23 protein-coding genes and 1 tRNA gene are annotated in these 23,586 nt (G+C 70.5%); 3 read left to right on the top strand and 21 right to left on the bottom strand.

Going from position 1 to position 23,586, the window contains the following annotated elements; all coding sequences use genetic code 11:
* Nucleotides 1–22 precede the first annotated feature (22 nt).
* Nucleotides 23–1,327, bottom strand: a complete 1,305-nt coding sequence (gene hflX / locus FWJ67_RS00455; protein WP_304173845.1) for a GTPase HflX — start codon at nt 1,325–1,327, stop codon at nt 23–25.
* A 73-nt stretch (nt 1,328–1,400) separates the two neighbouring features.
* On the opposite strand from hflX, the gene dinB reads away from it, so the two are divergent.
* Nucleotides 1,401–2,627, top strand: a complete 1,227-nt coding sequence (gene dinB / locus FWJ67_RS00450; RefSeq protein ID WP_304173844.1) for a DNA polymerase IV — start codon at nt 1,401–1,403, stop codon at nt 2,625–2,627.
* Nucleotides 2,628–2,644: 17 nt separating this feature from the next.
* Here the strand turns inward: dinB and FWJ67_RS00445 are convergent, their stop codons facing one another.
* Entirely contained in the window at nt 2,645–3,430 is a 786-nt protein-coding gene (locus tag FWJ67_RS00445; protein ID WP_304173843.1) for a hypothetical protein, read from the bottom strand.
* Nucleotides 3,431–3,922: 492 nt separating this feature from the next.
* Here FWJ67_RS00445 and FWJ67_RS00440 point away from each other — a divergent pair.
* Nucleotides 3,923–4,010: transfer RNA gene (locus FWJ67_RS00440), tRNA-Leu, on the top strand.
* Nucleotides 4,011–4,119: 109 nt separating this feature from the next.
* Here the strand turns inward: FWJ67_RS00440 and FWJ67_RS00435 are convergent.
* From FWJ67_RS00435 to FWJ67_RS00370, 14 genes are all read right to left on the bottom strand, one after another.
* Entirely contained in the window at nt 4,120–5,637 is a 1,518-nt protein-coding gene (locus FWJ67_RS00435; RefSeq protein WP_304173841.1) for an NADH-quinone oxidoreductase subunit N, read from the bottom strand.
* 21 nt (nt 5,638–5,658) lie between these two features.
* On the bottom strand, nt 5,659–7,539 hold the full coding sequence (gene nuoL, locus FWJ67_RS00430; protein ID WP_414481812.1) for an NADH-quinone oxidoreductase subunit L: 1,881 nt from the start codon (nt 7,537–7,539) through the stop codon (nt 5,659–5,661).
* Between the two features lie 13 nt (nt 7,540–7,552).
* The gene (gene nuoK / locus FWJ67_RS00425) at nt 7,553–7,858 is read right to left on the bottom strand and encodes an NADH-quinone oxidoreductase subunit NuoK (protein WP_304173837.1); all 306 of its coding nucleotides are present in this window, start codon (nt 7,856–7,858) and stop codon (nt 7,553–7,555) included.
* A gap of 1 nt (nt 7,859) precedes the next feature.
* Nucleotides 7,860–8,393 (bottom strand): NADH-quinone oxidoreductase subunit J, encoded by a 534-nt coding sequence (locus FWJ67_RS00420; RefSeq protein ID WP_304173835.1) that lies wholly within the window; start codon nt 8,391–8,393, stop codon nt 7,860–7,862.
* Nucleotides 8,390–8,908 (bottom strand): NADH-quinone oxidoreductase subunit NuoI, encoded by a 519-nt coding sequence (gene nuoI, locus FWJ67_RS00415; RefSeq protein WP_304173834.1) that lies wholly within the window; start codon nt 8,906–8,908, stop codon nt 8,390–8,392. The genes FWJ67_RS00420 and nuoI overlap by 4 nt, the downstream gene beginning before the upstream one ends.
* An 11-nt stretch (nt 8,909–8,919) precedes the next feature.
* Nucleotides 8,920–9,885 (bottom strand): NADH-quinone oxidoreductase subunit NuoH, encoded by a 966-nt coding sequence (gene nuoH / locus FWJ67_RS00410; RefSeq protein ID WP_304173833.1) that lies wholly within the window; start codon nt 9,883–9,885, stop codon nt 8,920–8,922.
* Between the two features lies 1 nt (nt 9,886).
* The gene (nuoG, locus tag FWJ67_RS00405; RefSeq protein WP_414481814.1) at nt 9,887–12,337 is read right to left on the bottom strand and encodes an NADH-quinone oxidoreductase subunit NuoG; all 2,451 of its coding nucleotides are present in this window, start codon (nt 12,335–12,337) and stop codon (nt 9,887–9,889) included.
* Complete coding sequence (gene nuoF, locus FWJ67_RS00400; protein ID WP_369686578.1) at nt 12,334–13,620, bottom strand: NADH-quinone oxidoreductase subunit NuoF; 1,287 nt, start codon at nt 13,618–13,620, stop codon at nt 12,334–12,336. The genes nuoG and nuoF overlap by 4 nt, the downstream gene beginning before the upstream one ends.
* Nucleotides 13,604–14,146, bottom strand: coding sequence for a complex I 24 kDa subunit family protein (gene nuoE, locus FWJ67_RS00395; RefSeq protein ID WP_304173830.1), 543 nt, complete (start codon nt 14,144–14,146; stop codon nt 13,604–13,606). The genes nuoF and nuoE overlap by 17 nt, the downstream gene beginning before the upstream one ends.
* Nucleotides 14,146–15,429: an NADH dehydrogenase (quinone) subunit D gene (nuoD, locus tag FWJ67_RS00390; RefSeq protein ID WP_414481815.1), complete on the bottom strand. Its 1,284-nt coding sequence runs from the start codon at nt 15,427–15,429 to the stop codon at nt 14,146–14,148. The genes nuoE and nuoD overlap by 1 nt, the downstream gene beginning before the upstream one ends.
* Nucleotides 15,404–16,084: an NADH-quinone oxidoreductase subunit C gene (locus tag FWJ67_RS00385; RefSeq protein ID WP_304173828.1), complete on the bottom strand. Its 681-nt coding sequence runs from the start codon at nt 16,082–16,084 to the stop codon at nt 15,404–15,406. The genes nuoD and FWJ67_RS00385 overlap by 26 nt, the downstream gene beginning before the upstream one ends.
* Nucleotides 16,077–16,562 carry an NADH-quinone oxidoreductase subunit B gene (locus FWJ67_RS00380; RefSeq protein WP_369686577.1) on the bottom strand — a complete coding sequence of 162 codons (486 nt, stop codon included), beginning with the start codon at nt 16,560–16,562 and terminating at the stop codon, nt 16,077–16,079. The genes FWJ67_RS00385 and FWJ67_RS00380 overlap by 8 nt, the downstream gene beginning before the upstream one ends.
* Nucleotides 16,553–16,915, bottom strand: a complete 363-nt coding sequence (locus FWJ67_RS00375; RefSeq protein WP_304173827.1) for an NADH-quinone oxidoreductase subunit A — start codon at nt 16,913–16,915, stop codon at nt 16,553–16,555. The genes FWJ67_RS00380 and FWJ67_RS00375 overlap by 10 nt, the downstream gene beginning before the upstream one ends.
* 211 nt (nt 16,916–17,126) lie before the next feature.
* Nucleotides 17,127–17,498 (bottom strand): hypothetical protein, encoded by a 372-nt coding sequence (locus FWJ67_RS00370; protein ID WP_304173826.1) that lies wholly within the window; start codon nt 17,496–17,498, stop codon nt 17,127–17,129.
* A gap of 188 nt (nt 17,499–17,686) precedes the next feature.
* Here FWJ67_RS00370 and FWJ67_RS00365 point away from each other — a divergent pair, with 188 nt between their 5' ends.
* On the top strand, nt 17,687–18,007 hold the full coding sequence (locus FWJ67_RS00365; RefSeq protein ID WP_304173825.1) for a cyclic-di-AMP receptor: 321 nt from the start codon (nt 17,687–17,689) through the stop codon (nt 18,005–18,007).
* Here the strand turns inward: FWJ67_RS00365 and folK are convergent.
* The 5 genes from folK to FWJ67_RS00340 all read right to left on the bottom strand — a co-directional run bounded on the left by folK (nt 17,997) and on the right by FWJ67_RS00340 (nt 23,446).
* Nucleotides 17,997–18,533, bottom strand: a complete 537-nt coding sequence (gene folK / locus FWJ67_RS00360; protein WP_304173824.1) for a 2-amino-4-hydroxy-6-hydroxymethyldihydropteridine diphosphokinase — start codon at nt 18,531–18,533, stop codon at nt 17,997–17,999. The two genes, FWJ67_RS00365 and folK, sit on opposite strands and share 11 nt — an antisense overlap.
* A complete protein-coding gene (folP, locus tag FWJ67_RS00355) occupies nt 18,530–19,405 on the bottom strand; it encodes a dihydropteroate synthase (RefSeq protein WP_304173823.1) in 876 nt (291 codons plus the stop codon). The genes folK and folP overlap by 4 nt, the downstream gene beginning before the upstream one ends.
* Nucleotides 19,406–19,449: 44 nt before the next feature.
* Nucleotides 19,450–20,574 carry a site-2 protease family protein gene (locus FWJ67_RS00350; protein ID WP_304173822.1) on the bottom strand — a complete coding sequence of 375 codons (1,125 nt, stop codon included), beginning with the start codon at nt 20,572–20,574 and terminating at the stop codon, nt 19,450–19,452.
* A gap of 59 nt (nt 20,575–20,633) precedes the next feature.
* Nucleotides 20,634–22,115 carry an IMP dehydrogenase gene (guaB, locus tag FWJ67_RS00345; protein WP_304173821.1) on the bottom strand — a complete coding sequence of 494 codons (1,482 nt, stop codon included), beginning with the start codon at nt 22,113–22,115 and terminating at the stop codon, nt 20,634–20,636.
* Nucleotides 22,116–22,177: 62 nt separating this feature from the next.
* The gene (locus FWJ67_RS00340) at nt 22,178–23,446 is read right to left on the bottom strand and encodes a DUF1015 domain-containing protein (RefSeq protein ID WP_414481816.1); all 1,269 of its coding nucleotides are present in this window, start codon (nt 23,444–23,446) and stop codon (nt 22,178–22,180) included.
* Nucleotides 23,447–23,586: the final 140 nt, after the last annotated feature.

Genomic DNA, 23,586 nt, shown 5'->3' with positions numbered 1-23,586 from the left:
CTCCCCTTCCGCCGGAGTCCCTTCAGCGTTCCTCCGTCTCGGGCCGGGACTGCCGGCTGCCGGCGGAGGCCGGCACCCCTTCTGGGGACCGGGCCGCCAGGGCGGCCTGGACCCGCTCGGCCAGCGACGCCCGCAGCTCGACCCGCAACCGGACCGCATCAGGCTCGTAAACGTGGGCGAGGACCCGGCCGCTCCCTTGGAGCCACCCCAAGACCCGGGCCTCGCTGTAGGGCACCACAAACTCCCGGACCACCAAGGGATCGGGCAAGTGCTCCCGGATCATCTGGACGAGGCGGTCCAGGCCCCACCCCTCCCGGGCGCTGATGGCCACAGAAGGAGCGGTCACCGCGAAGCTGCGGAAGCGCTGGGTCCCCACCTGATCCATCTTGTTGAAGACCACCAGCTGGGGGGCGGTCACCCCCAGCTCGTCCAACACCTGCTCGACGGCCGCCATCTGCTGGCCGTACTCGGGGTCGGAGGCGTCAACCACGTGGAGGAGCAGGTCGGCCTCCACCACCTCTTCCAAGGTGGCGCGGAAGGCGGCCACCAGCCGGTGGGGCAGGCGGCGCAAGAAGCCTACGGTGTCCGCCAGGATCACCTCTTCTCCCGGACCCAGCTGGAGCCGCCGGAGGGTGGGGTCCAGCGTCTCAAAAAGGCGGTCCTGCGCGCTCACCTGGGCTCCGGTGAGCCGGTTGAAGAGGGTCGACTTGCCGGCGTTGGTGTAGCCCACCAGGGCCACCACCGGGGTCTGGTTCCGCTTCCGGGGCGCCCGCTGCACCTGCCGGGTGGCCTCGAAGGCGGCCAGCTCCCGGCGGATGTGGGCCAGACGGCGGCGCACCCGCCGGCGATCCTTCTCCAGCTGGGTCTCCCCCGGGCCGCGGGTGCCGATCCCGCCGCCCAGGCGGGAGAGCTCCTCGACGGTGCTGCTCAGGCGGGGAAGGAGGTACTCCAGCTGGGCCAGCTCTACCTGGAGCTTCCCTTCCCGGCTGCGGGCCCGCTGGGCGAAGATGTCCAAAATCAACTGGGTGCGGTCGATCACCCGGCACTTCAGGATGTTGGTGAGGTTGCGCACCTGGGCCGGGCTCAGCTCGTCATTGAAGATGACCAGTTTGGCCCCGGTCCGCAGGACCAGGGCCAGCAGCTCCTCCACCTTGCCCGGGCCGATAAAGGTGGCTGGATGGGGTCTGGAGCGGCTGGAGGTCACCTCCCCCACCACCGTGCCGCCGGCGGCCTCAGCCAGCCGAGCCAGCTCCCGGAAGAGGCTGTCGGCTTCAGGATCGCCGGAGGCTTTCAGGCCGGCCAGGACCACCAGCTCCCGCTGCTGCACGTCCGCATCCGCCCCCTTGGCGCTTATCTTATCATAGGGAGGGGGGGCCCGGAAGGCCGCCCGGGAGGGGACCATGGAACGATTCATCGTGCACATCGATATGGACGCCTTCTTCGCCGCCGTCGAGATTCGGGACCGGCCGGAACTGGCAGGCAAGCCGGTCATCGTCGGCGCGCCTCCCACGTCTCGCCGAGGGGTGGTCTCCACCTGCAACTATGAGGCGCGCCGCTACGGGGTCCGGTCGGCCCAGCCCATCCAGGTGGCCCGGCGGCTCTGCCCCCACGCGGTCTTCCTGCCGGTGGACATGCCCCGCTACCGGCAGGTCTCCCGCCAGGTGCGGGAGGTGCTGGAGCGGTTCACCCCCCTGGTGGAGCCCATCTCCATCGATGAAGCCTTTCTGGACATGACGCCCGTGGCCACCCACTACCCCGACCCCCAGGCCATGGGCCAGGCCCTCAAGGAGGCCATCCGGGAGGCCACGGGGCTGACGGCCTCCGTCGGCATCGCGCCCAACAAGAGCCTGGCCAAGATTGCCTGCGGCACGGGCAAGCCGGACGGGCTGGTGGTCTGGACCTGGGAGGAGGCGGTCCGGGCCCTGGCCCCCATGCCCGTCAGCGAGCTTTGGGGGGTGGGTCCCAAAACGGCCGCCCAGCTGGAGCGTCTGGGTTTCCGCACCGTCGGTGATGTGCAGGCGGCCTCGGAGGATCAGCTGGTTCGGCTCCTGGGCGACCGGGGCCGGCTCCTGGCCCGCCTGGCTTGGGGGCACGACGACCGGCCCGTCTGCCCCGAAGCGGCGCCGGAGAAGTCTTTGAGCCACGAGGTCACCTTCGAAGAGAGCCTGGTGGGGCTGGAGGCAGCGGAGGCGGCCCTGGCCGAGATCAGTGAGGAGGTGGGCCGCCGCCTCCGGCGCCGGGGGCTCTGGGCCCGGCGGATCACCCTCAAGCTCCGCTTCGACCCCTTCGTCAACCAGACCCGGAGCCTCACCGCCCCCCAAGCCTTCCAGAGCGACCTGGCCATCTTCCAGTACGGGTTGGAGCTCTTGCACCGGAAGAGCCTGCGGGGACCCATCCGCCTCCTGGGGCTGGCCCTTTCCGAGCTGACGGAGACGCCCCAGCTCTCCCTCTTCGACCGGGCCGAGGAGAGCCTCCTGGACCGGCTTCAGGATCAGCTGAACACCCGGGCGGGCCGGCCCATCATCCGGCGGGCCCGGCTCCTGGCCGCCCAACAGCCCGACCCCCAGGCCCGGGAGCGGAAAACCAACGACAAAGGGACCCGACGGGCGGGTCCCCAGTCCCGGTAAACAGGGGAGCTGGCGGGTTAGGCCTGCTTCTTCATGAGCTGGGAGCCGCTCAGATAGGGGTAGCGCTGGCGCTCCAGCTCGTTGCGGACCTCCTTGTTGAGGATGCGCAGGTAGGTTCCCTTCATCCCCAGAGAGCGGGACTCGATGACGTTGGCCGAAGCCAGCTTCCGGAGCGCGTTGACGATGACCGAGCGGGTGATGCCCGCCTCGTCGGCGATGCGGCTGGCGACCACCAAACCCTCGTCGCCCTCCAAGTGATCGAAGATGTGCTGCATCGCCAGAATCTCCGAGTAGGAGAGGCTCCGGATGGCCGAGCGGGCCATGCGCTTCTCCTCGGCCTTGTCCTCCTCCTGATCCTGGATCGCCTGGCCGATGATCATCCCCGCCGCGGTGGCCGCGTAGTCGGCCAGGGCCAGCTCCTCCTCCGAGAAGGAACCCTTCATGCGGACCAGAAGCAAGGTGCCCACCCGACGGCCTGAGCCGATGAGCGGCAGGATGACCGCCGGCAGGTCGGTGTTGAGCACCTTGGCCACTTCCGCGCCCGTGGAGAGCGCGCCCACCTTCAACAGGGCGGTGGCCATCTCATCGGGCAGCTTCCTTGCCTCGATCCACTCGGCGTCGAAGGAGGTCTCCGGGAGGTCGCCCATCAGGGCATGTCCCAGCACCTTGCCGCTGGGGCTGATGATGTAGACCGACGTCTCCGCCTCGTAGGAGTCACGCAGGGCAACAGCCAGGTCAACCAGCTCCAGCTCAGTCCCGGCCGCTTGCAGAACCCGGCTGATTTTCTGCATCTTCTTGAGCACGCAACCATCTCTCCCCTCGTAGTGCGGCCCCCGCCCCATGGGGCGGCAGCCGAAACGGTAACAACTGCAGCAAAACTCTTCCTCTTTAGCAATTATACTGGTGAAATCGCCGACCGTCAACTCGTTCTTGTGGGGCTTTTCTCAAAGACGGTCTCCGCGGGTGGATGCAGATGGCGGGAAGCCACAGGTGATCGCCCTCGGGCACCGCGGGACTGAGATCGTCCCGCTAGACGAAACCGGGCCCGGTCCATCCATCCCTTCTGAATATTACCCTGCTGGCCTCGAGGTTTCAAGTTCGTACGTAGGAAAATGCAGAACGGTGCAGGATTCCGTGTTCGCAGGGCTGCCCGCGGGCTTCGTCCCGCCCTGGGGGAACCCACCGGGGCCTCCTGGGGGGCCGGTCCGACCGGCCGGAACGATTTGCCTCCCTTCCGGCGCGAAGACGCGTTGACAGCCTCCCCGGCCTCTGCTATACTAGGCTACGCCAGTCGGGCCGAAGTGGTGGAATTGGCAGACGCGCTGCGTTCAGGGCGCAGTGGGCCTTGCGCCCGTGCGGGTTCGAGTCCCGCCTTCGGCACCAGAGGCACGAGGGGACGGTTCGATGAACCGTCCCCTCGTTGCGTTTGGCCTTCCCCGTCCTCTTCCGGCCCTCCCCGTCGGCCCCCTTCAGCCCCGGAGGGCGCCGCCCCTCACAGGGGCGGGAGGAGCCCCGTCACCCACGGCAGCAGGCTCTGGGGCCAGAGGCCCAGCTGGAGCGTCCCCCAGGCGCTCACCAGCAAGACGAGACCGATCCCGGCCAGCACCCCCCGTCCCGCCGCCAGGCCCCCGCTTGCGGCGGCCACCTCCGCGGGCTGAAGCTGCCCCTGGGAGGCAACGGGCAGGACCATCTGCCGGACCACCCGCAGGTAGACAAAGGCCGAGATGACCGTGGTCACCACCAGCCCCCCGATGAGGGCCCACCCCCAGGGTCCCGCCTGAGCACCCAAGACCGCCTTCAGGAGCAGGAGCTTGCCCACAAAGCCCGCGGTGGGGGCGATCCCCGCCAGGGAGACGAGGAAGAGGGTCATAAGGGCGGCGAGCCACGGCTTCTCGTAGAAGAGACCGGTATAGGCCTGCAGCTCGCTCCCGGGCCGGCCCTCGGCTTCGAGCCAGGCCACCACCCCGAAGGCCCCCAGGTTGGTCACCGTGTACGCCCCCAGGTAGAAGAAGGCAGCTTCCAAGCCGGCCGCGGTGAGGTTGGGCAGGGCCATCACCAGGTAGCCCGCGTGGGCGATCCCGGAGTAGCCCAGGATCCGCTTGATGTTGGTCTGGCCCAGGGCGGCCAGGGTGCCCACCAGCATGCTCAGGAGGGCCATGACCCACAGGGGGGCAAGGACTGGGCCGGCGGCCGGGGCGTCTGGGGGCACGAGGCTGATGAGGAACCGGATGAGCCCGGCCAGGGCCGCGGCCTTGGTCCCCACGGACATGAAGGCGGTGACGGGCGTGGCCGCGCCCTGGTAGACGTCGGGCACCCAGACGTGGAAGGGGACCAGGGCCAGCTTGAAGGCCAAACCGGCCAGCACCAGGGAGCTCCCCGCGAGGAAGAGGGGGTCACCGGTCCCCACCCGGGCCACCGCGGCCAGGTCCCGGAACCCCAGGCCCCCGGCCGCCCCAAAGAGAAAGGCCGCGCCCAAGACGAACAGGGCTGAGGCGGCCGAGCCCAGGAGGAAGTACTTGAAGGCCGCTTCCCGGGCCTGGGCGTGGGGCGCGAAGGCGACCAGCACGTAGAGGCTCAGGGAGAGGAGCTCCAGGGCGACGAAAAAGACCATCAGGTCGCCCGCCCCACCCACCAGCATCATGCCCGCGGCCGCCCAGAGGAGGAGGGCCAGGTACCCCGACACATCCTCCTCCCGCCGGCCCAGGCTGAGGCCGGTGGCCAGAAGGGCGGCAGCCAGGATGACCAGGTTGAGCGCGAGCCCCAGCCGGTCTCCCCAAAGGGCTCCCCCGAACGCTTCCACGGGACCGGCAAGATGGCTCTGGGCCGGTCCCGCCTGGGAGAGCCCCAGCGTCCACCAGGCGGCGAGGACCAGGCTCGCCAGGGTCAGCCCGAAGAGCCAGGGGCGCGCCTTGGGCACCGGCAGGAAGAGGTCGGCCAGGAGGACGGCCAAGCCCCCACCAGCCAGGGCCAGGAGTGGTGCGGCAGCGGTGAAGTCCAGATCGACAGGCATGGTCGGCCCTCCCACCACGGATTAGAACGAGCTGAGAAGCCAGAGGGAGCCCACCAGGAGGAGCGCGGCCCCACCCAAGAGGGTGACCACCGACCGGCGCACCTGGCCCCGGTGGAGCCGCCTGACCCGCTCCCCAGCCTGACCTGTCAGCCACGCCAGGCCGTTGACCAGGCCGTCCACACCCCGGCGGTCCACCCAAGCCACCACCCGGGCCAGGGCCAGGCCAGGCTCCACGGTGAGGTGCCGGAAGAGTCGGTCCAGCTCGAAGCCGGCCTCCGCCAGACCCGGCGGCCCCACCTGCGGCACGGGCCGGGACGGCCGGAACCGCGCCAGGGCCACCCCCATCCCCACCAGCGCGGCCAGGAGGCTGGCCGTGAGGGTGAGGCTGTCCCCCTCGGGATGGAAGGCCTGGCCCCGGAAGGTCCCCTCCAGGACCTGAGCCGGCACCGCGGTCACGCCCGGAATGGCCAGCCACCCGGCGGCGACGGCGCCCACCAGCAGGAGGCCGACGGGCAGGAGCATGGTCCAGGGCCCCTCCCCTCCCGCCCGCCGGGAAGAGGTGGCCTGCACCGCGGGCCCCTCGGGCCCCAGGAACGCCAAGGCCAGAAGGCGGAAGCTGTAGTAGGCCGTCAAGGCCGCGGCCGCCACGCCCAAGGCCCAGAGGAGGGGCTCACCCGCCTGGCGGGTGGCGGCCAGGATCTCATCCTTGCTGAAGAAGCCCGCCAAGGGCGGCAGGCCCGCCAGCGCGCCCAGGCCCACGAGGAAGCTGGCGAAGGTGAAGGGCATGGACCGCCGCAGCCCTCCCATCCGCCGGAGGTCCTGCTCCCCGTCGAGCCGGTGGATGACCACGCCCGCGGCCAGGAAGAGGAGGGCCTTGAAGAAGGCGTGGGTGAAGAAGTGGAAGGCACTGGCGGCGAAGGCGCCCACGCCCGCGCCCAGCAGCATGTAGCCCACCTGGCTCATGGTGGAGTAGGCCAAGACCCGCTTGATGTCCCACTGGGCCCCGGCCACCACCGCGCCGAAGAGGGCGGTCAGCCCGCCCACCCAGGCGACCACCTGGAGGGCCACGCCCGAGGCCGAAAAGAGGGGCCACATCCGGCAGACCAGGAAGACCCCGGCGGTGACCATGGTCGCCGCGTGGATGAGCGCGCTCACGGGGGTCGGCCCCTGCATCGCGTCGGGCAGCCAAGTGTGGAGGGGAAGCTGAGCCGACTTGGCGACGGCCCCCACCAAGAGGAGGAGGCTGATGGCCGTCAGGGTCCCCTGGGGCACCCCCTCCAGGCGGGCGAAGAGGGCCGGGTAGTGGAGCTCCCCGAAGGCGGCCGCCGCCCAGAAGAGGCCCAGGAGCATGGCCACCTCCCCCGCCTGGGTGATGAGAAAGGCCTTGGTGGCCGCCCGCCGGGCCGCGTCCCGCCGGTGCCAGAAGCCGATGAGGAGGTAGGAGGCGAGCCCCACGTTCCCCCAGCCCAGGATGAGGCCCACGAGCCCGTCGCTCAGGACCAAGAGGCTCATGGCGAAGACGAAGTAGTTGAGCTGGGCGTAGTAGCGGCCAAAGGACGGATCTCCCGCCATGTACCCGGCGGAGTAGAGGTGGATGAGGAAACCCACCCCCGTCACGATGAGCGCCCACCAGAGGGCCAGGGGATCGCCCCAGAGGCCCAGGGTGACCGCCAGCTCCCCACCCGCGGCCCAGCGCCAGAGGGGGAAGACCAGAACCTGCCCAGGATCGAGGGAGCGCAGCTGGAGCCAGGCCGCGACCCCGTGGAGGAAGGCCAGCCCCACCGTGCCCGACCCGATGGCGGCCAGGCTTCGCTGGCTGAAGCGGTGCCGCCCCAGCGCGGTCACCACCGCCCCGGCCAGCGGCCAGAGGAGGATCCCCGGAAGGTACGAAGATGACACCATCGCGACGGCCTCCCTAGCCTCGTTCTCCCAGGAGATTGACCTCGTCCACGTCCTGGCGGGCCTTCCCCCGGAAGACCAGCACCAGAATAGCCAGGCCGATGGCCACCTCGGCCGCGGCCACGGTGATCACCACGAAGGCGAAGACATGGGCGGACATGGCCTCCAGCCCCCGCCCCAGGGCGACGAAGGCCAGGTTGGCCCCGTTCCACATGAGCTCCACGCACATGAGGAGGACCAGCGGGTTCCGCCGGATCATGAGGCCCAGCCCACCCAGCACGAAGAGGACCAGACTGACCAAGAGGTAGGCAGCCAGCGGCATCTCACGACCCCCCCTCGCCCCGGGCGCCCCGCCGCCTTTGGGGCGGGCGGCCCACCAGGATGACCACCCCGATCACGGCCACCATCAGGACCAGGGCCAGGGCCTCAAAGGCCAGCAGATGAGTGGTCAACAGCTCCTGACCGAACCGGACCACCCCGCCGAAGTCGCCCTCCCAGGGCTCGGCCCGGCCCGGGACAACCACCCCCACCGGCAGCAGGGCGGTCAGCAGCAGGACCGCCACCAGCCCGGCCCGCCATCCCTGGCCCCGTAAGGGGCTGGGACCCATGGCAGGGGGTTTGGCGTGCGCGGTCAAGAGCGCGACCACGAAGAGGAAGAGGACCATCACCGCGCCCGCGTAGACGATGATCTGGACCACGGCCAGGAACTCGGCCTGCAGGCTCACGTAGAGGAGGGCCAGGCCCAAGAAGTTGAGGATCATGCCGATCACGCCGTGGACCGGCTTCCGGGCCACCACCACGCCCGAAGCGCCCGCCACCGCCATCAGGCTTCCCAGGAGGAAGAAGAGGACCATCATGCTTCCCCACGCCCCTGGGCGCCCGGCTGGATCACCGCCAGGGGCTGGTGCCCCCGGAACTCGGGGTAGACCGCCTCCGGCACGGGGATGTCGGTCCGTTGGTCCGAGACCAGCTTCTCCCGGCCCCAGACCAGGCTCTGCCGGGTCACGTCGGCCAGCTCGAACTCCTGGGTGAGGCGGAGCGCGCCGGTGGGGCACGCCTCCTCGCAGAAGCCGCAGAAGATGCACCGGAGCAAGTCGACCCGCCACTCGTAGGCGTACCGTTCGCCCGGCGAGCGGGGATTGGCCGGGTCGTTCTCCGCCGCCTGGACCGTGATGGCGTTGGCCGGGCAGGCGACCTGGCAGAGCTCGCAGCCAATGCACATCTCCAGCCCGTTGGCGTACCGCCGGAGCTCGTGCCGGCCCCGGAACCGCTCAGACCGGGGCTTCTTCTCCTCCGGGTAGGCGATGGTCACCTTGGGCCGGAAAAAGTTCTTCAGGGTGGTCTCCAGACCGATGACCAGCTCCTTGAGCACGGCGATCCCCCCTATGCCAGCACCACCACGGCCGCGGTCACCAAGAGGTTGAGGGCCGCGAGCGGCAGCAGCACCTTCCATCCGAAGCTCATCAGCCGATCGTAGCGGAAGCGGGGCAAGGTGGCCCGCAGCCAGATGAAGAGGAAGAGGACGGCGGCCACCTTCAGGGCAAACCAGACCACGGGCGGCAGGAGCGGGCCGTGCCAGCCGCCCAGGTAGAGATGGGTCAGGAGGCTGGCCATGACAATCATGTTGATGTACTCGGCCATGTAGTACATGGCGAAGCGGAGGCCCGAGTACTCAGTGTGGTAGCCGCCCACCAGCTCCGTCTCCCCCTCGGGCAGGTCGAAGGGTGCCCGGTTGGTCTCGGCGACGATGCAGATCAGGAAGATGAGGGCGCCCACGGGCTGGAGGACGATGAAGGGCACCCGGGCCTGGGCGGCCACGATGTCGTCGAGCCGGACCGACCCGGCCAGGATGAGCACCCCCACCAGGCTCATGGCCATGGCCAGCTCGTAGCTGATGGCCTGGGCCGTGGAGCGCAGGGCGCCCAAGAGGGTGTACTTCCCCTGGGAGGCCCACCCGCCCAGGGCGATCCCGTAGACGCCCAGGGAGAGGATGGCCAGAAGGAGCAGCAGGCCCGCGTTGGGGTCGGCGATCCCCCACCGGAAGGAGCCGCTGGAGGGCGCCACCGGGATGACCACGTAGGCGGCCAAGGCGACAAAGAGGCTGATCATGGGCGCCAGCCGGTAGATGAGCCGGTCAGCCGAGGCGGGGATGATGTCCTCCTTGAAGACCAGCTTCACCGCGTCGGCGAAGGGCTGGAGGAGCCCCCAGGGGCCCGTCCGGTTGGGCCCGTGCCGGAGCTGGAAGAAGCCCAGGAACTTCCGCTCGAAGAGCATCAGGTAGGCGAAGATCAGGAAGAGGAGAAGCACCAGCCCCACCGACTTGACGAGGAGCAGCCACCACGCCTCCACCTCAGCCCACCTCCTCCAGGAGCCGGCCCCGGACCCGCACCCGGCCCGCGCCCGTCAGGCGGTTCCAGGCCAGACCTGGTACCCCCCGGGGGACCCCCAGGACCCCCGCCATCACCCGCCGGGTGACCTGGACCTCCGCCTCCACCACCCCATCCCCTGCCTCCAGCCCCACCCGGTCGCCCGGCACGACGCCCCAGCGCTGGGCATCCTCCGGGTTGAGGTAGACCACCGCCGCTAGGGGCCGCCGCTCCCCGTACGCCCGGTCGAAGCGGCTGGTGCCCCCGCCGCCGTGGATGGTCGGCAAGGGGGCGGCGACCAAGCCTTCGCCAGAACCCGAGGGTGTCGGGCTCCCGTCCGACGCCTCGTGCAACAGGGCCACCGGCAGGGCGCCGGCGAAGGTTCCAGAGCCCAGACCGGCCGCGGCCAAGGCCGTCGCCAGCTCCCCCGCCCCCGCCACCAGGGGCCGGCCCTGGAGGGCCTCCCCCAGGTGCTCGAAGATCTGGCCGTCGGTCCAGGCCTCCACCGGGAGCCCCGCGGCCGGGTCGGTGCTCCGGGGGCCTGTCGCCTGCACCCGGCCCTCCAGGTTGGTCAGGTGGCCCGCGCGGGCGGTGAAGGGAGCGGCGGGCAGGACCACGTCCGCCAGGCGGGCAGTCTCCGTCAGGAAGAGGTCCTGGACGACCACGAAGGCCTCGCTCTCGAGGGCCGCCGTCGCCAGGGCCCGGTCGGGGAAGGTCTCCACCAGGTTGGCCCCCACCAGGTAGAGGAAGCCCAGCCGGCCCGCAACCGCGTGCTCCAGCATGGCCTGGGTGGAGAGCCCCGGAGCCGCCGGCTCGGGCGCCAGCCCCGCCTGCCGGCGGGCCTCGGGATCGGCCGCCAGCCGGTAGCCGGGCAGGAGGTCGGGCCGCAGGCCCGCGGCTTCCGCCCCCCGGCTGTTGGCCTGATCGCCCACCACCAGCAGCCTGGCTTCCCGCCCCTGGGCCTGCCAGGTCTGGAGGAACGCGGCCAGGGCCCGGCCGGCCGCCGCCTCCCGGCCGTCCCAGAGGGCGACCAGCAAGCCCTCCCGCTCGTGGAGCTCCTGGGCCACCCGGGGCGGCACGCCTTCCCCGCCGCCTGCCAAGCTTTGGGCGAGGGCCTCCAGCCTGTCGGCCAGGTGGCCCGGCGCCGCGGGCAGGAACTGGTGCGGCACCCGCAGCTCCGGATCGACGGGACCCAGAGTGAGGAGGAGGGCGCCCTGGCGGGCCGCCGCCCGCCGGATCCGCAGGTCGACCACCGGCGCGCTCTGGCCCGGATGGGCCCCCACCACCAGGATGACCGCCGCCCGGTCCAGGTCGGTGATCCGGCCCGGAGCCACATCGAGGGAGGCGGCCGCTTCACCGGCCACCCGGTGATCGACGTTCTCCGTGCCCACCACCTGCCGGGCCAGGCGCTGGAGGAGGTAGGCCTCCTCGTTGGTCAGGCGGCCGCCGCCGATGAAGCCCACCCCCTGGGGTCCCTGGGTGGCCAGCACCTCCTGGAGGCGGCCCACCACCCGCCGGAAGGCCTCCTCCCAGCTGGTGGGGACCAGGGTGCCCCGGGGCGCCCCCAGGGGGCGGACCAGGGGCTGGGCGATCCGTTCGGGCGACTGGACGAAGCCGTAGTTGAACCGCCCCCGGTCGCAGAGCCAACCGTCATCGATGGGCTCAAAGGGGCGGCTCACCACCCGCTCGAGCCGGGCCCCCTCCACGTTGGCCCGGAAGTGAAGCTGGATATGGCAGCCCACGGGGCAGCCGTGGCAGATCTCATCCACCCGGACCAGGTCCCAGGGCCGGGCCCGGAAGCGGTAGAACTTGGAGGTGAGGGCCCCCACGGGGCAGAGCTCGATGGTGTTGCCGGAGAAGACCGAGGCGTAGGGCACCCCCTCGGCAGTGGTGATGAGGGCCTCATGGGCCCGCTGGCCCACCACCAGGGTCCGCTCCTGGGCCACCTGGTGGTCGAAGCGGGTGCATCGCCGGCAGAGGATGCACCGCTCCTCGTCCAGGACGATGAAAGGCCCCAGGTCCACCGCCTTGGGCTTGCGCATCTTGGCGTCGGCCAGCCGGCTCAAGGCGGGCCCGTACTGGTAGGTCAGGTCCTGGAGATCACACTCCCCGCCCTTATCGCAAACAGGGCAGTCGAGGGGGTGGTTGATCAAGAGGAACTCCAGAACGCTCTTCCGGGCCTCGGCCACCTGGGGGGTGTCGGTCCGGACCACCATCCCCTCCCGCACCCGCTCGCTGCAGGCGGGGACCAACTTCCGGGACCCTTCCACCTCCACCAGGCAGATCCGGCAGACCGCCACGGGATCCAGCTGGTCGTGCGAGCAGAAGACGGGAATCTCCACGCCCGCCTGGCGCGCCGCATCGAGCACCAGGGTTCCCGGCGGCACCTGCACGGCCCGGCCGTCGATGGTGAGGCTGACCCGCTCGCCGCTCACGCCGAACGCACCTCCCGAACCTGGCAGGCCCCCCGCTCGATGTGGGCCAGGTACTCGTCCTCAAAGTGGATGAGGGTGGAGCTGAGAAAACCGACAGAGGCATCGGAGAAGGGGCAGATGGTCCGCCCGGCCATCTGCCCGGGCAGGCTCTTCAAGACCTCCAGGTCTTCCGGCCGGCCCTGCCCCGCCTCGATCCGGCCCAGGATCCGGGCCACCCAGCTGGTCCCCTCCCGGCAGGGGGTACACTGGCCGCAGGATTCGGCGGCAAAGAACCGGGCCAGGACGTAGGCTGCCTTCACGATACAGGTGGTGTCGTCCAGGACCATGACCGCGCCTGAGCCCAGCATGGAGCCGGCCTGGGCGACCGAATCGAAATCCAGGGGCACGTCCAGGTGGTCGGCGGTTAGGGCCGGGGAGGAGCCCCCGCCCGGGAGGACCGCCTTCACCCGCCGGCCCGGCCGGAGGCCCCCCGCATGCTCGAAGATCAGCTCCGCCAGGGGCACCCCCATGGGAAGCTCGTAGTTGCCGGGCCGGACCACGTGGCCCGAGACGGAGAAGATCTTGGGCCCCGGGCTCGTCTCGGGGCCGATGGAGCGGAACCACTCGGGACCCCGGGCGACAATGTGGGGCACGCACGAGAGGGTCTCCACGTTGTTGACCACCGTGGGCATCCCGTACAAGCCCGCCACCGCCGGGAAGGGAGGCTTCAGCCGGGGCTCGCCCCGGCCCCCCTGCAGCGAGGAGAGGAGTCCCGTCTCCTCGCCGCAGATGTACGCGCCGGCGCCCCGGTGGACGACGATCTCCAGATCGAAGCCGCTCCCCAGGATGTTCCGGCCCACGTATCCTGCATCCCGGGCCTGGGCCAACGCCCGCTGGAGCACCCGGTACCCCTCCAGGAACTCGCCCCGCAGGTAGATGAAGGCTTGGACCGCCTGGACCGCATAAGCGGCCAGGACGATGCCCTCGATCAGCTGGTGGGGATGGTGCTCGATCAAGAGCCGGTCCTTGAAGGTGCCGGGCTCACTTTCGTCCGCGTTGCAGACCAAGTACCGGGGACGCCCGTCGTCGGGGAGGAAGCTCCACTTCTTCCCGGCGGGGAACCCGGCCCCGCCCCGGCCCCGGAGGCCCGAGTCGGTCACCATCTGCACCACGTCGCCGGGCGCCAGCTCCCGCAGGGCCTTCTCCAGGGCCTGGTAGCCCCCCTGGGCCCGGTACACCTTCAGGTCCGTCAGGTCCAGCTCCCCGATGCCCCGGGTGAGGACCGGTTCAAAGGCCACCGGCATCATCCTCCTCCCCGTCTGGGGCCGCCGCCTCTTGGCTGGCCGCCCGGAGGGCCTCCAGGAGCCGGTCCACCTTCTCGGGGGTCATGTGGGTGGCGTACTCCAGGTTCACCTGCACTACCGGCGCCCCGTCGCAGGCGGCCAGGCACTCGTGGGTCTCCTCCAAGGTCAAGAGCCCGTCGGGTGTGGTCTCACCCGGCGCGATCCCCAGCCTCTGCCGCAGGTGCTGGGCCAGGGCCTCCGCGCCCGCGAGCACGCAGGGCAGGTTCTGACAAAGGGTGAGGGTGTACCGGCCCCGGGGCTGCCGGTGGAGCAGGGAGTAGAAGGAGACGATGCCGGTCACTTCCGAGGGGGTCATGCCGACCAGCTCGGCCACCGCCTCCACATCCTCGGTGGCCAGGTACCCCCGGGCCTCCTGAGCCAGGTGCAGGAGGGGGAGGACCGCCGACCGCCGTTCGGGATACCGGTTGATGAGGGCCTCGATCTCCTCGTGCCGCTCCACGACCCACGACACGGCCTGCTTCTCCATCATCGGTCCACCTCGCCAAAGACAGGGTCGATGGTGGCCAGGATTGCCACCAGGTCGGCCACCAGGTGGCCTTCGGCCATGGCCGGGATGGCCTGCACGTTGTAGAACGAAGGCGGCCGGACCCGAACCCGCCAGGGCCTGGTGCCGCCGCTGGAGACGACATAGAAGCCGATCTCGCCCCGGGGCGACTCGATGGCCTGATAGACGGCCCCCGCAGGCACCTCGAAGCCGTGGGCTACCAGCTTGAAGTGGTGGATCAACGCCTCCATGCTCACCTTGAGCTCCTCTTTGGGCGGCAGGGCGATCTTCCGGTCGTCCACCATCACCGGCCCGGGCTCCAGTTCAGCCAGAGCCTGCTCGACGATGCGGGCGCTCTCCTCCATCTCCCGCATCCGGACCAGGTACCGGTCGTACGCGTCCCCTTGGGTCCCCAGGGGCACCTCAAACTCGTACCGCTCGTAGCCGCAGTAGGGGAAAGCCCGGCGGACATCGTAGTTGACGCCTGACGCCCGCAGGAGGGGCCCCGTCAGCCCCAGGGCTATGGCCTGTTGGGCCGTCAACACCCCGATCCCCTTGGTCCGGTCAATCCAGATGGGGTTCCGATCCAACAGGGCCCGGAACTCGGCCATCCGCTTGGGGAACTTGGCCAGGAAGGCCCGGGCCATCGCCTCCCAGTCCTCGGGCAGGTCTTGGGCCAGCCCCCCGACCCGGAAGTAGCTGGGGTTCATCCGGGCCCCGCTGGCCTCCTCAAAGAGGTCCAGGATCCCCTCCCGCAGCTCAAAGGCGTAGAAGTAGACGCTCTGGGCACCGAGATCGAGGGCGGTGGTTCCCAACCAGACCAGATGGCTGGCGATCCGCTGGAGTTCCGCGAGGATCACCCGGACCACCCGGGCCCGCTCGGGCACCTCCAGGCCCAGGAGCTTCTCCACCGCCAGAACGTAGCCCAGGTTGTTGGAGAGGGGCGAGAGGTAGTCCATCCGGTCCAGGACGGTGATGGCCTGCTGCCAGAGGAGGTACTCCGCGTTCTTCTCGATGCCCGTATGGAGGAACCCGATCTCGGGGGTGGCCTTCACCACCGTCTCCCCCTCCAGCTCCACCACCACCCGGAGAACCCCGTGGGTGCTGGGATGGTGGGGGCCGATGCTGAGGGTGAGCCGCTCCTCGAGCGGCGCCTCTTGGTCCTTGGGGAGCGGGGCAAGGGCCAAAGCCTCCACCTCCTGCCGGGCCGTCCCCTCGGCAGGGCTGGGCGCCAACGGTTCAGGCTCCCGCGCCATCATGGCCATCCCTCCCCTCCGCCTCGCTGCCGCCGGCTCCCGGGTCGGGTCGCCAGCCCCCACGGGCGTGGGCCAGGGGCTGGGGCCGCCGGGCCTGGAGAAAATCGAACTGCTCCCCCTGGGGCAAGGTGGCCGCCGCCCGATCCCGGGGGCCCCGCAGGGGGTAATCCTTCCGGAGGGGATGACCCTCCCAGTCATCGGGCATCAGGATCCGCCGCAGGTCGGGGTGGCCCGTAAAGCGGATCCCGAAGAGGTCATACACCTCCCGCTCAGCCCAGTTGGCCGAAGGCCAGAGGTGGGCGATGGAAGGCACCTCCGGCGCCTCCTCCGGGACGGGCACCCGCAGCTGGAGGCGTCGCGGCTGCTCGGGCCGGCCGTCGCCCTGGAGGGCCAGGAAGTGGTAGACCACCTCGAAACGGGGCTGCCGGGGCAGGTAGTCGACCCCGCCCACATCCAGGCACATGGTGAAGCCGGCCTCCCGGATCGAGTCAGCGACCGCCAGCAGGGCGGTAGGCGCCACCCGGAGGCTTTCGATGCCGTAGCAAGGTTCAAGCCGCTCCACCTGGCCAGGGGCCGCGGCCAGGATCGCCTCCAGCCAGGGAGCGGGGCTGGCCGCCCCCCCTCCGGGCGGCGCCCCGGGGGGACGGACGCGCGGGTCACCCATGGCGGCGGATCACCCCCGCCTGCGGGTCCCCCTGGACGATCTCCTCCTGAAGCCTGAGGACCGCGTGGAGGACGGCGTCCGGGGTGGGCGGGCATCCGGGCACGTAGACGTCGACGGGGATCACCTGGTCCACACCCTGGACGATGGCGTAGTTGTCGAAGATGCCGCCGCTGGACGCGCAGGCCCCCATGGCCACCACCCACTTGGGCTCCGGCATCTGCGCGTAGATCTGCCGGATCACCGGCACCATCTTGTGGGAGAGCCGCCCCGAGACGATGAGCAGGTCGGCCTGGCGGGGCGACGCCCGGAAAACCTCGGCGCCGAACCGGGCGGCGTCGTATCGGGGGGAGACCATGTTCATCATCTCGATGGCACAACAGGCCAGGCCGAAGGTGAGGGGCCACAGGGATGACTTCTGGGCCCACCGCGCGAACTGGTCCAGCCGGGTGACCAAGAACGGCTCGTTGGTCACTTCCACTGGAATCCCCCCCTCTTCCAGACGTAGGCGTAGCCCACCGCCAGCACCAGGACGAAGGCCACCACTTCCCAGAGGCCGAAGACCCCCAGTGCCCGCAGGTTGACGGCCCACGGGTAGAAGACGGCCGCCTCCACATCGAAGACGACAAAGAGCATGGCGATCAGGTAGAACTTGATGGGGATCCTCCCGGGGATGGGCGGGGTGGGATAGCCGCTCTCATAGGTGAGGTACTTCTGCGGGTCATCGTGCCGGGGGCGCCGGCGCCGGGCCATCGCCTCGATGAGACCGGTGATGAGCAGCGGAACGGCCGCGGCCACGCCCAAGTAGATGAGGACCGGCAGATACGCCTCCACGACGACTCGCCCCCAGTATGTGAACCGTGGCACAATCCAGCCCACGATGATGCGGGCGTCCGGTCGCCCGCGCCCACTCCGGCCAAGCCGGAGACCTCTGCATTGAGTCCACCCTACTCTATGTCAGAATACCATCTATTATCGCCAGCCGGCAAGACCTGTTCCGTCTGGCAAGACGCGCCCCACGGACCGGGCCGGGACCGAACCGCCCTCAGCTGCCGGGAGCCTCATCGCCCTGGGCCCGCCCGGCCGCGGGGGCCCCAACCGGCTCCCCGTCGCCGCCCTCCTCGGCGGCCCGTCGAGCCCGAGCCCGGACGGGCTTGGCCGCCGGCGCCCCAGCCCCGTCGTCGTCGCTGGGCGCGGGCCCGCCCGCCGCCTCGTCAGCCCAGGGCGGCCTGAGGACCGCATCGGCCACCGGGCTCTCGGTGGTCATCACCAGGGTGATGCCGAAGGCGGACGCGGTGAGGACGAAGAACAGGATTAGTTTGACCAAGAGGCTGCCTGGAATGGCCACGATCGCCCAGGCCAAGAGGATGAACATGGCGATGAGGCCAGCTGCTACGACACGGAACGCTCGCTCCACGAGCGGTCGACCCCTTCCTCCCAGAGCCGCAAGCGCCACTCTTGCCACGATGCGTATTGAGATCTATTCCCTGTTGGGGGACAGATTCCTGCCCGATCAGAGAGGGCCCGACGGTGGGCCCGGGGAGGAGCCTGGCCGCTCGACGGCCAATAGGTGAGGGGCACCCTGGGCGGAAAGGGGTTATGACCATGAAGCTGATCCTCGCGGTGGTCGAGGACGAAAGCGCCAGCCCCTTGATGGACTCCTTGGTGGAGCAGGGCTTCCAGGCCACCAAGCTCGCCTCCACGGGTGGGTTCCTCCTGCGGGGCAACACCACCCTCCTCATCGGGGTGGAGGATGATCAGGTGGAGCCCGTGCTCACCACCATCCGGCGGATCTGCACCCGGCAGAAGCGGCTCTTGCCCCAACCCTCACCGGAACTGCCCACCTCGGTGAGCATGCCCATCGAGATCGAGTCGGGCGGGGCCACCGTCTTCGTCCTCAACGTGGACCAGTTCATCAAGACCTGAAGCCCGGCCGGAGGGGCCCAGACACCCGGACCACATCCCCCTCGGAGCGGGGCAGCTCGGCGAGCCAGGCGGCCACCGGGCGCCCTCGGACCAGCAGGTGGGCATCCAGCTCGGCCAGGGGGACCAGGACGAAGGCCCGCTCCACCAGACGCGGGTGGGGAAGGGTGAGCTCCGGCGTCTGGCGCGCTTCGCCCTCCATCCAGAGCAGATCCACGTCGATGATCCGGGGGCCCCAACGCACGGTGCGGACCCGCCCCATCTCCCTTTCGATGCGCAACACCTCAGCCAGCAAAGCCTCGGGACCCAGGCCCGTCTCGATCTCCGCTACCAGATTCAAGTAGGCCGGCTGGGGCACCCCACCCCACGGCTCCGTCTCGTAGAGGCTGCTGGTCCGCCGGAGGGCGGTGGCCGGGAGCTGGTCGATCCGGGCCAGGGCCGTCTCCAGGAACCTCTGCCGATCCCCCAGGTTGGACCCCAGGCCCAGGAAGGCCCGGCGGACTCCGGCGGTCCGCGACGGCTCCTTCATCGGTTCTCCCCGCCCTGGGCGGCCGCCGCGGCGACCGGATCGGCGCGGACCAACGCGTCCACCACCCGCCGGGCCCGGTCGATGGCCTCCACGTCGTGGACCCGGACCAGGTCGGCCCCCTGCACCACGGCCGTCACCACCGCGGCCAGGGTTCCCTCCAGGCGATCCTGGGGCGGCGTGCCCAGGACCTCGCCCAGGAAGGACTTGCGGGAGGGGCCCACCAGGAGGGGCAGGCCCCAGTGGCGGAACCGCCCCAGCTGGCCCAGCAGGACCAGGTTGTCCTGGGTCCGCTTGCCAAAGCCCAGGCCGGGATCGAGGATGAGCTGCTCCCGAGCCACCCCCGCCTCGGTCAGGGCCTGGATCCGCTCCCGGAAGAACTGATCCACCTCGCCCACCACATCCTCGTACCAGGGCGCCTCCTGCATGGTCCGGGGGGTCCCTTTCATGTGCATGACCACCAAGGGGAGGCCTGTCCGGGCGGCCAGCCGGGGCATCTCGGGGTCGAAGCGGCCGGCGGAGATGTCGTTGAGGAGGCGGGCGCCTGCGTCCACGGCCGCCTCCGCCACCCGGGCCTTGTAGGTGTCGATGGAGATGGGCACCCGGACCTCCCGGGCGAGACGGCGGATGACGGGGATCACCCGCCGGAGCTCCTCCTCCACGGGGACCGGCTCGGCCCCGGGGCGGGTTGACTCCCCGCCCACATCGATCAGATCCGCCCCTTGGGCCACCATCTCCAGACCCCGAGCCACCGCCCGGCCCGGGTCCAGGTACTGGCCGCCGTCGGAGAAGGAGTCGGGCGTCACATTCAGGATCCCCATCACATAGGTGCGCTGGCCAAGTGGAAGGCGGTACTCACCCAGGATCAGCTCCACAGGCTCATCCTCCCCTCGGGCTCGGCGCCGGGCCCTGGCGGGCCTCAGCGGGCCATCAAGACCTCGCGCCGGATGTCGATCAGGCGGCTCAGGCCGCGGGCGGTCACCAGGCCCACCAGCTGGCCATCCTCCACCACCAGGAGGGGCGTGCCGGTCACGGCCAGGCGGCGGGCCGCCTCCATGGCGGGCAGGCTGGGCGCCACGAGCTGGAGGGGCTCCAGAGGCCGGCGGACGCTCTGGACCGTGGTCTGGGGCCACTCCTCCCGGGCCACCTGGCGGATCTCGCTCAGGCCCACCACACCCAGGGGGACGGCCCCATCCATCACCGGGAAGACCTCCTGGCTGGACCGGGTCAGGTACCGGTCCACGAAGTGATCCAAGGGCATCTCCCGCCGGACGGCCAGGAACTGGGGCTCCATCACGTCGGCCACCGTCAGCCCCCGCAAGGTCTCGGTCAGCTCCACGTTGACCTCGCTCCCCTGGGCCGCCTGGAGCAGGAACCAGCCCAAGAAGACGAACCAGAGCCCGTTGAGCCAGGGACCAAAGAAGACCAGGAAGAGCCCGGCCAGGATCAGCAGGTGGGCGAAGCCGCGCCCCAGGCGGGCGGCCCAGCGGGTGGCCCGGAGGAGGCTGCCCGTGCGGGACCAGAGGAGGGCCCGGAGGATCCGGCCGCCGTCCAGGGGAAAGGCAGGGACCAAGTTGACCAAAGCGAGCATTAGGTTGACCCCGTAGAGGTAACCCGCCACCGCCTCCAGACCCTGCCCCAGCCCCCCGATCCGGGCCCCTTCCTGGACGAGCCGGGCCAGCAGCGCCACCAGGAGGCTGGCCAAGGGGCCGGCGATGGCGATCCGGAACTCAGCCCGGGGACCGGGAGGCTCCCCCCGGGCGTGGGCCACGCCCCCGAAGATGAAGAGGGTGATGCGGGCGATGGGCAGGTTGTGCTCCCGGGCGACCAGGGAGTGGCTCAGCTCGTGGAGGAGCAGGGAGGCGAAGACCAGAAGGGTGGTCACCACGCCGAGAATGCCGTAGACCAGGCCGCTCTGCCCCGGGTAGGCCAAGGGAAAGTAGCCGAGGCTCAGGCTGCTCCCCAAGAACGCGAACACAATGGTCCACGAGGCGTGGATCTCGATGGGAATGCCCATCACCCGGGCCACCCGCCACGCCGCCACCCTGCTCCCCCCTTCCCAAGCCGCCCACCCGGTGAGCCGGCGGACACCTGCTCACCGCCTTACCGCTCCAGCTGGTAGTTGGGCGCCTCCTTGGCGATCTCCACGTCGTGGGGATGGTTCTCCCGGATGCTGGCCGTGGTCACCCGCACGAACCGGGCCGTCCGGCGCAAGGTCTCCAGATCGGGCGCCCCCACGTACCCCATTCCGGCCCGCAGGCCGCCCACCAGCTGGTAGATCACCTCCGCCACAGGGCCCTTGTAGGGCACCCGGCCCTCAATCCCCTCGGGGACCAGCTTCCGCTCCTTCTCCTGGAAGTACCGGTCCCGGCTCCCGGCCCGCATGGCCCCGATGGAGCCCATGCCCCGGTACACCTTGTAGCGCCGCCCCTGATGGATCTCAACCTCGCCGGGGCTCTCGTCGGTCCCCGCCAGGAGACCGCCCAGCATGACCGATTCAGCCCCCGCGGCCAGGGCCTTGGTGATGTCGCCCGAGTAGCGGATGCCCCCGTCGGCGATAACGGGGAGGCCGTACTTGGAGGCGGCCCGCACCGTCTCCCAGATGGCGGTCATCTGGGGCATGCCCGCCCCCGAGACCACCCGGGTGGTGCAGATGGAGCCGGGACCGACGCCGGTCTTGATGGCGTCGGCGCCCGCCTTGGCCAGGTCCTCAGCCCCCTCGGCGGTGGCCACGTTGCCCGCCACCACGTCCACCCGGTCGCCGAAGCGCTCTTTCAACCAGCGGACCATCTCGATGACGCGGCGGGAGTGGCCGTGGGCCGTGTCCAAGACGATGGCGTCCACGCCCGCCTCCACCAGGAGCTCCGCCCGTTCCCGGGCGCCCTCGTCGGTGCCGATGGCGGCCGCCACCCGGAGGCGCCCCTTGTCGTCCTTGGCGGCCAGGGGGTACTTCCGGGCCTTGTCAATATCCTTGATGGTGATGAGCCCCTTCAGCTTGAAATCCTTGTCCACCAAGGGGAGCTTCTCAATCTTATGCCGGTGGAGGATCCGCTTGGCCTCCTCCAGGGAGGTGCCCACCGGCGCGGTGATCAGCTTCTCCGCGGGCGTCATCACCCGCGCGATGGGCTGCTCGAAATCCTCTTCAAAAACCAGATCCCGGTTGGTCAGGATACCCACCAGGGAGTTCTCCTCGTCGACGATGGGCACCCCCGAGATCCGGTAGCGGGCCATCAGGTCCAGGGCCTCCCGCACCGGGCGATCGGGGGTGAGGCTGATGGGGTCGACGATGATGCCGCTCTCCGACCGCTTCACCTTGTCCACCTCGCCCGCCTGGACCTCCGGGGGCAGGTTCCGGTGGATGACGCCAATGCCCCCTTCCCGGGCGACGGCGATGGCCATGCGGGCCTCGGTCACCGTATCCATGGCGGCGCTGACGATGGGAATGTTCAGCCGGATGTTCCTGGAGAAGCGGGTGGCGGTCGAAACCTCGGTGGGCAAAACCTCCGAGTAGGCCGGCACCAACAGGAGGTCATCGAAGGTCAGGGCTTCTTGCACGATCTGGGGATGCCAGGGCGTTTGGGTCACATGCATGCCTCCTCGCCTGTTACCGCGGCGGATCCGGCAGGCGCGGGCCTGCCTGTACCATCTTACCCGAGACTCTCCTCCAGGTCATAGATGAGGAGACCGCTGGGGGCCTTCGGGTAGAAGTAGGTGCTCTTCTGGGGGAGCCGGCCCACCGTCACCGCGGCCTGGCGAACCGCCTCCCCTTCCAAGGCCGGGAGGAGGAAGGCGGCCACCCCTCGCCCTTCCGCCAGCCAGCGCCGGGCCTCGCCCGCCTGGTGGGTGAACCGGAGCCACCGCTCGGCCCCCGCCGCCTGGCTTCCCCCCGCCCGCTGGAGGATGGGGTCCAGGAGCTCTCGGTGGAGAGCCACCACCGCCAGATCCCCCGACGCCTGGGCGCGGGGCCTGAGCCGCCACGCCGTCCCATCGGGACCCAGGAGGTGGACGGTCTGGGCGTCGGCCGGCTCCCCTGCCCCACCGCCCTGCGGCTCGGGCGATCCCGGCAGCCGCTCCACCTGGAAGGCGTCCTGGGCCAGGCGGAGGAGCTCGTCCCACGAGGGGAGGCCCTCGGCCGCCAGCAAGACCCGGTGGGTGGGCAGCACGGTGACGGGGGCCAAGGCGGTGTTGACGAGCCACATGGGCACCCTCCCCGCCCCGGGGAGGCGGCCCAAGGGGCCCTGAGCCAGAGCTAGGGCCGTCTCAAAGCGGTGGTGGCCGTCGGCCAAGACGACCGTTTGGGGGGCCAGGGCGGCAATGAGCCGCGCTTGGTCCGGGCCGGCGGGGAGGACCCAGACTTGGTGCTCCACCCCGTCATCATCCACGGAGCGCTCCAGGGGCTCGCCGGCCATCAGCCGGAAGGCCAGGGCCCGCTCCGCCTCATCGGGCGCGTGGTACAGGCCGAAGACCTGACTGAAGATGGCCCGGGTCTCGCTCCAGAGGGCGAGCCGGTCGGCCTTGGGCCCGGGGAGGGTGGCCTCATGGGGCAGGAAGCGCCCGGCACCCAGGGCCTCCACCTGGGCCGCGACCACCCATCCCCAAGTGAGCCGCTCCCCATCTCCGACCTGGTACCGCTGGGCGTAGAGGTAGAGGGCGGGCTCGGCCTCCAGGCGGAGGATCCCCGCCTGCCGCCACCGGCGGTAGAGCGCGGCCGCTCTGGTATACTGATTATTTGTGGGCCCATCGCCGGGAAAGGTCCTCCCCAGGACGAGCCGCACGATGTTCTGGGGACTCCGCCGGTAGAGGCGATCCTGCAGGTCCGGGTCGATGACGTCGTAGGGCGGCGCAAGAACCGCCTCCAGGGGCCCGGCGCGCTCCGGGTCGTAGCGGACGGCGCGAAAGGGTCGGACGTGGGGCACGCGACCAACCTCCTCCCAGGGCTGGGGCTCGAAGTCAGCAGGTTCGGGGGCGGCAAGATGATCCGGGCCGGCGTTGCCCACGTGATTCGTGCCAGCCCTCCCCATCTCCTTCAGCCCAGGAGGGGAGAGCGGGCGCACCT

The sequence above is a fragment of the Limnochorda sp. genome (assembly GCF_047459355.1).
In the GTDB taxonomy this organism is placed as follows: domain Bacteria; phylum Bacillota; class Limnochordia; order Limnochordales; family Limnochordaceae; genus Limnochorda.
The sequence above is the reverse complement of the archived record's forward strand: the minus strand, read 5'-3'. Positions and strand labels throughout refer to the sequence as shown.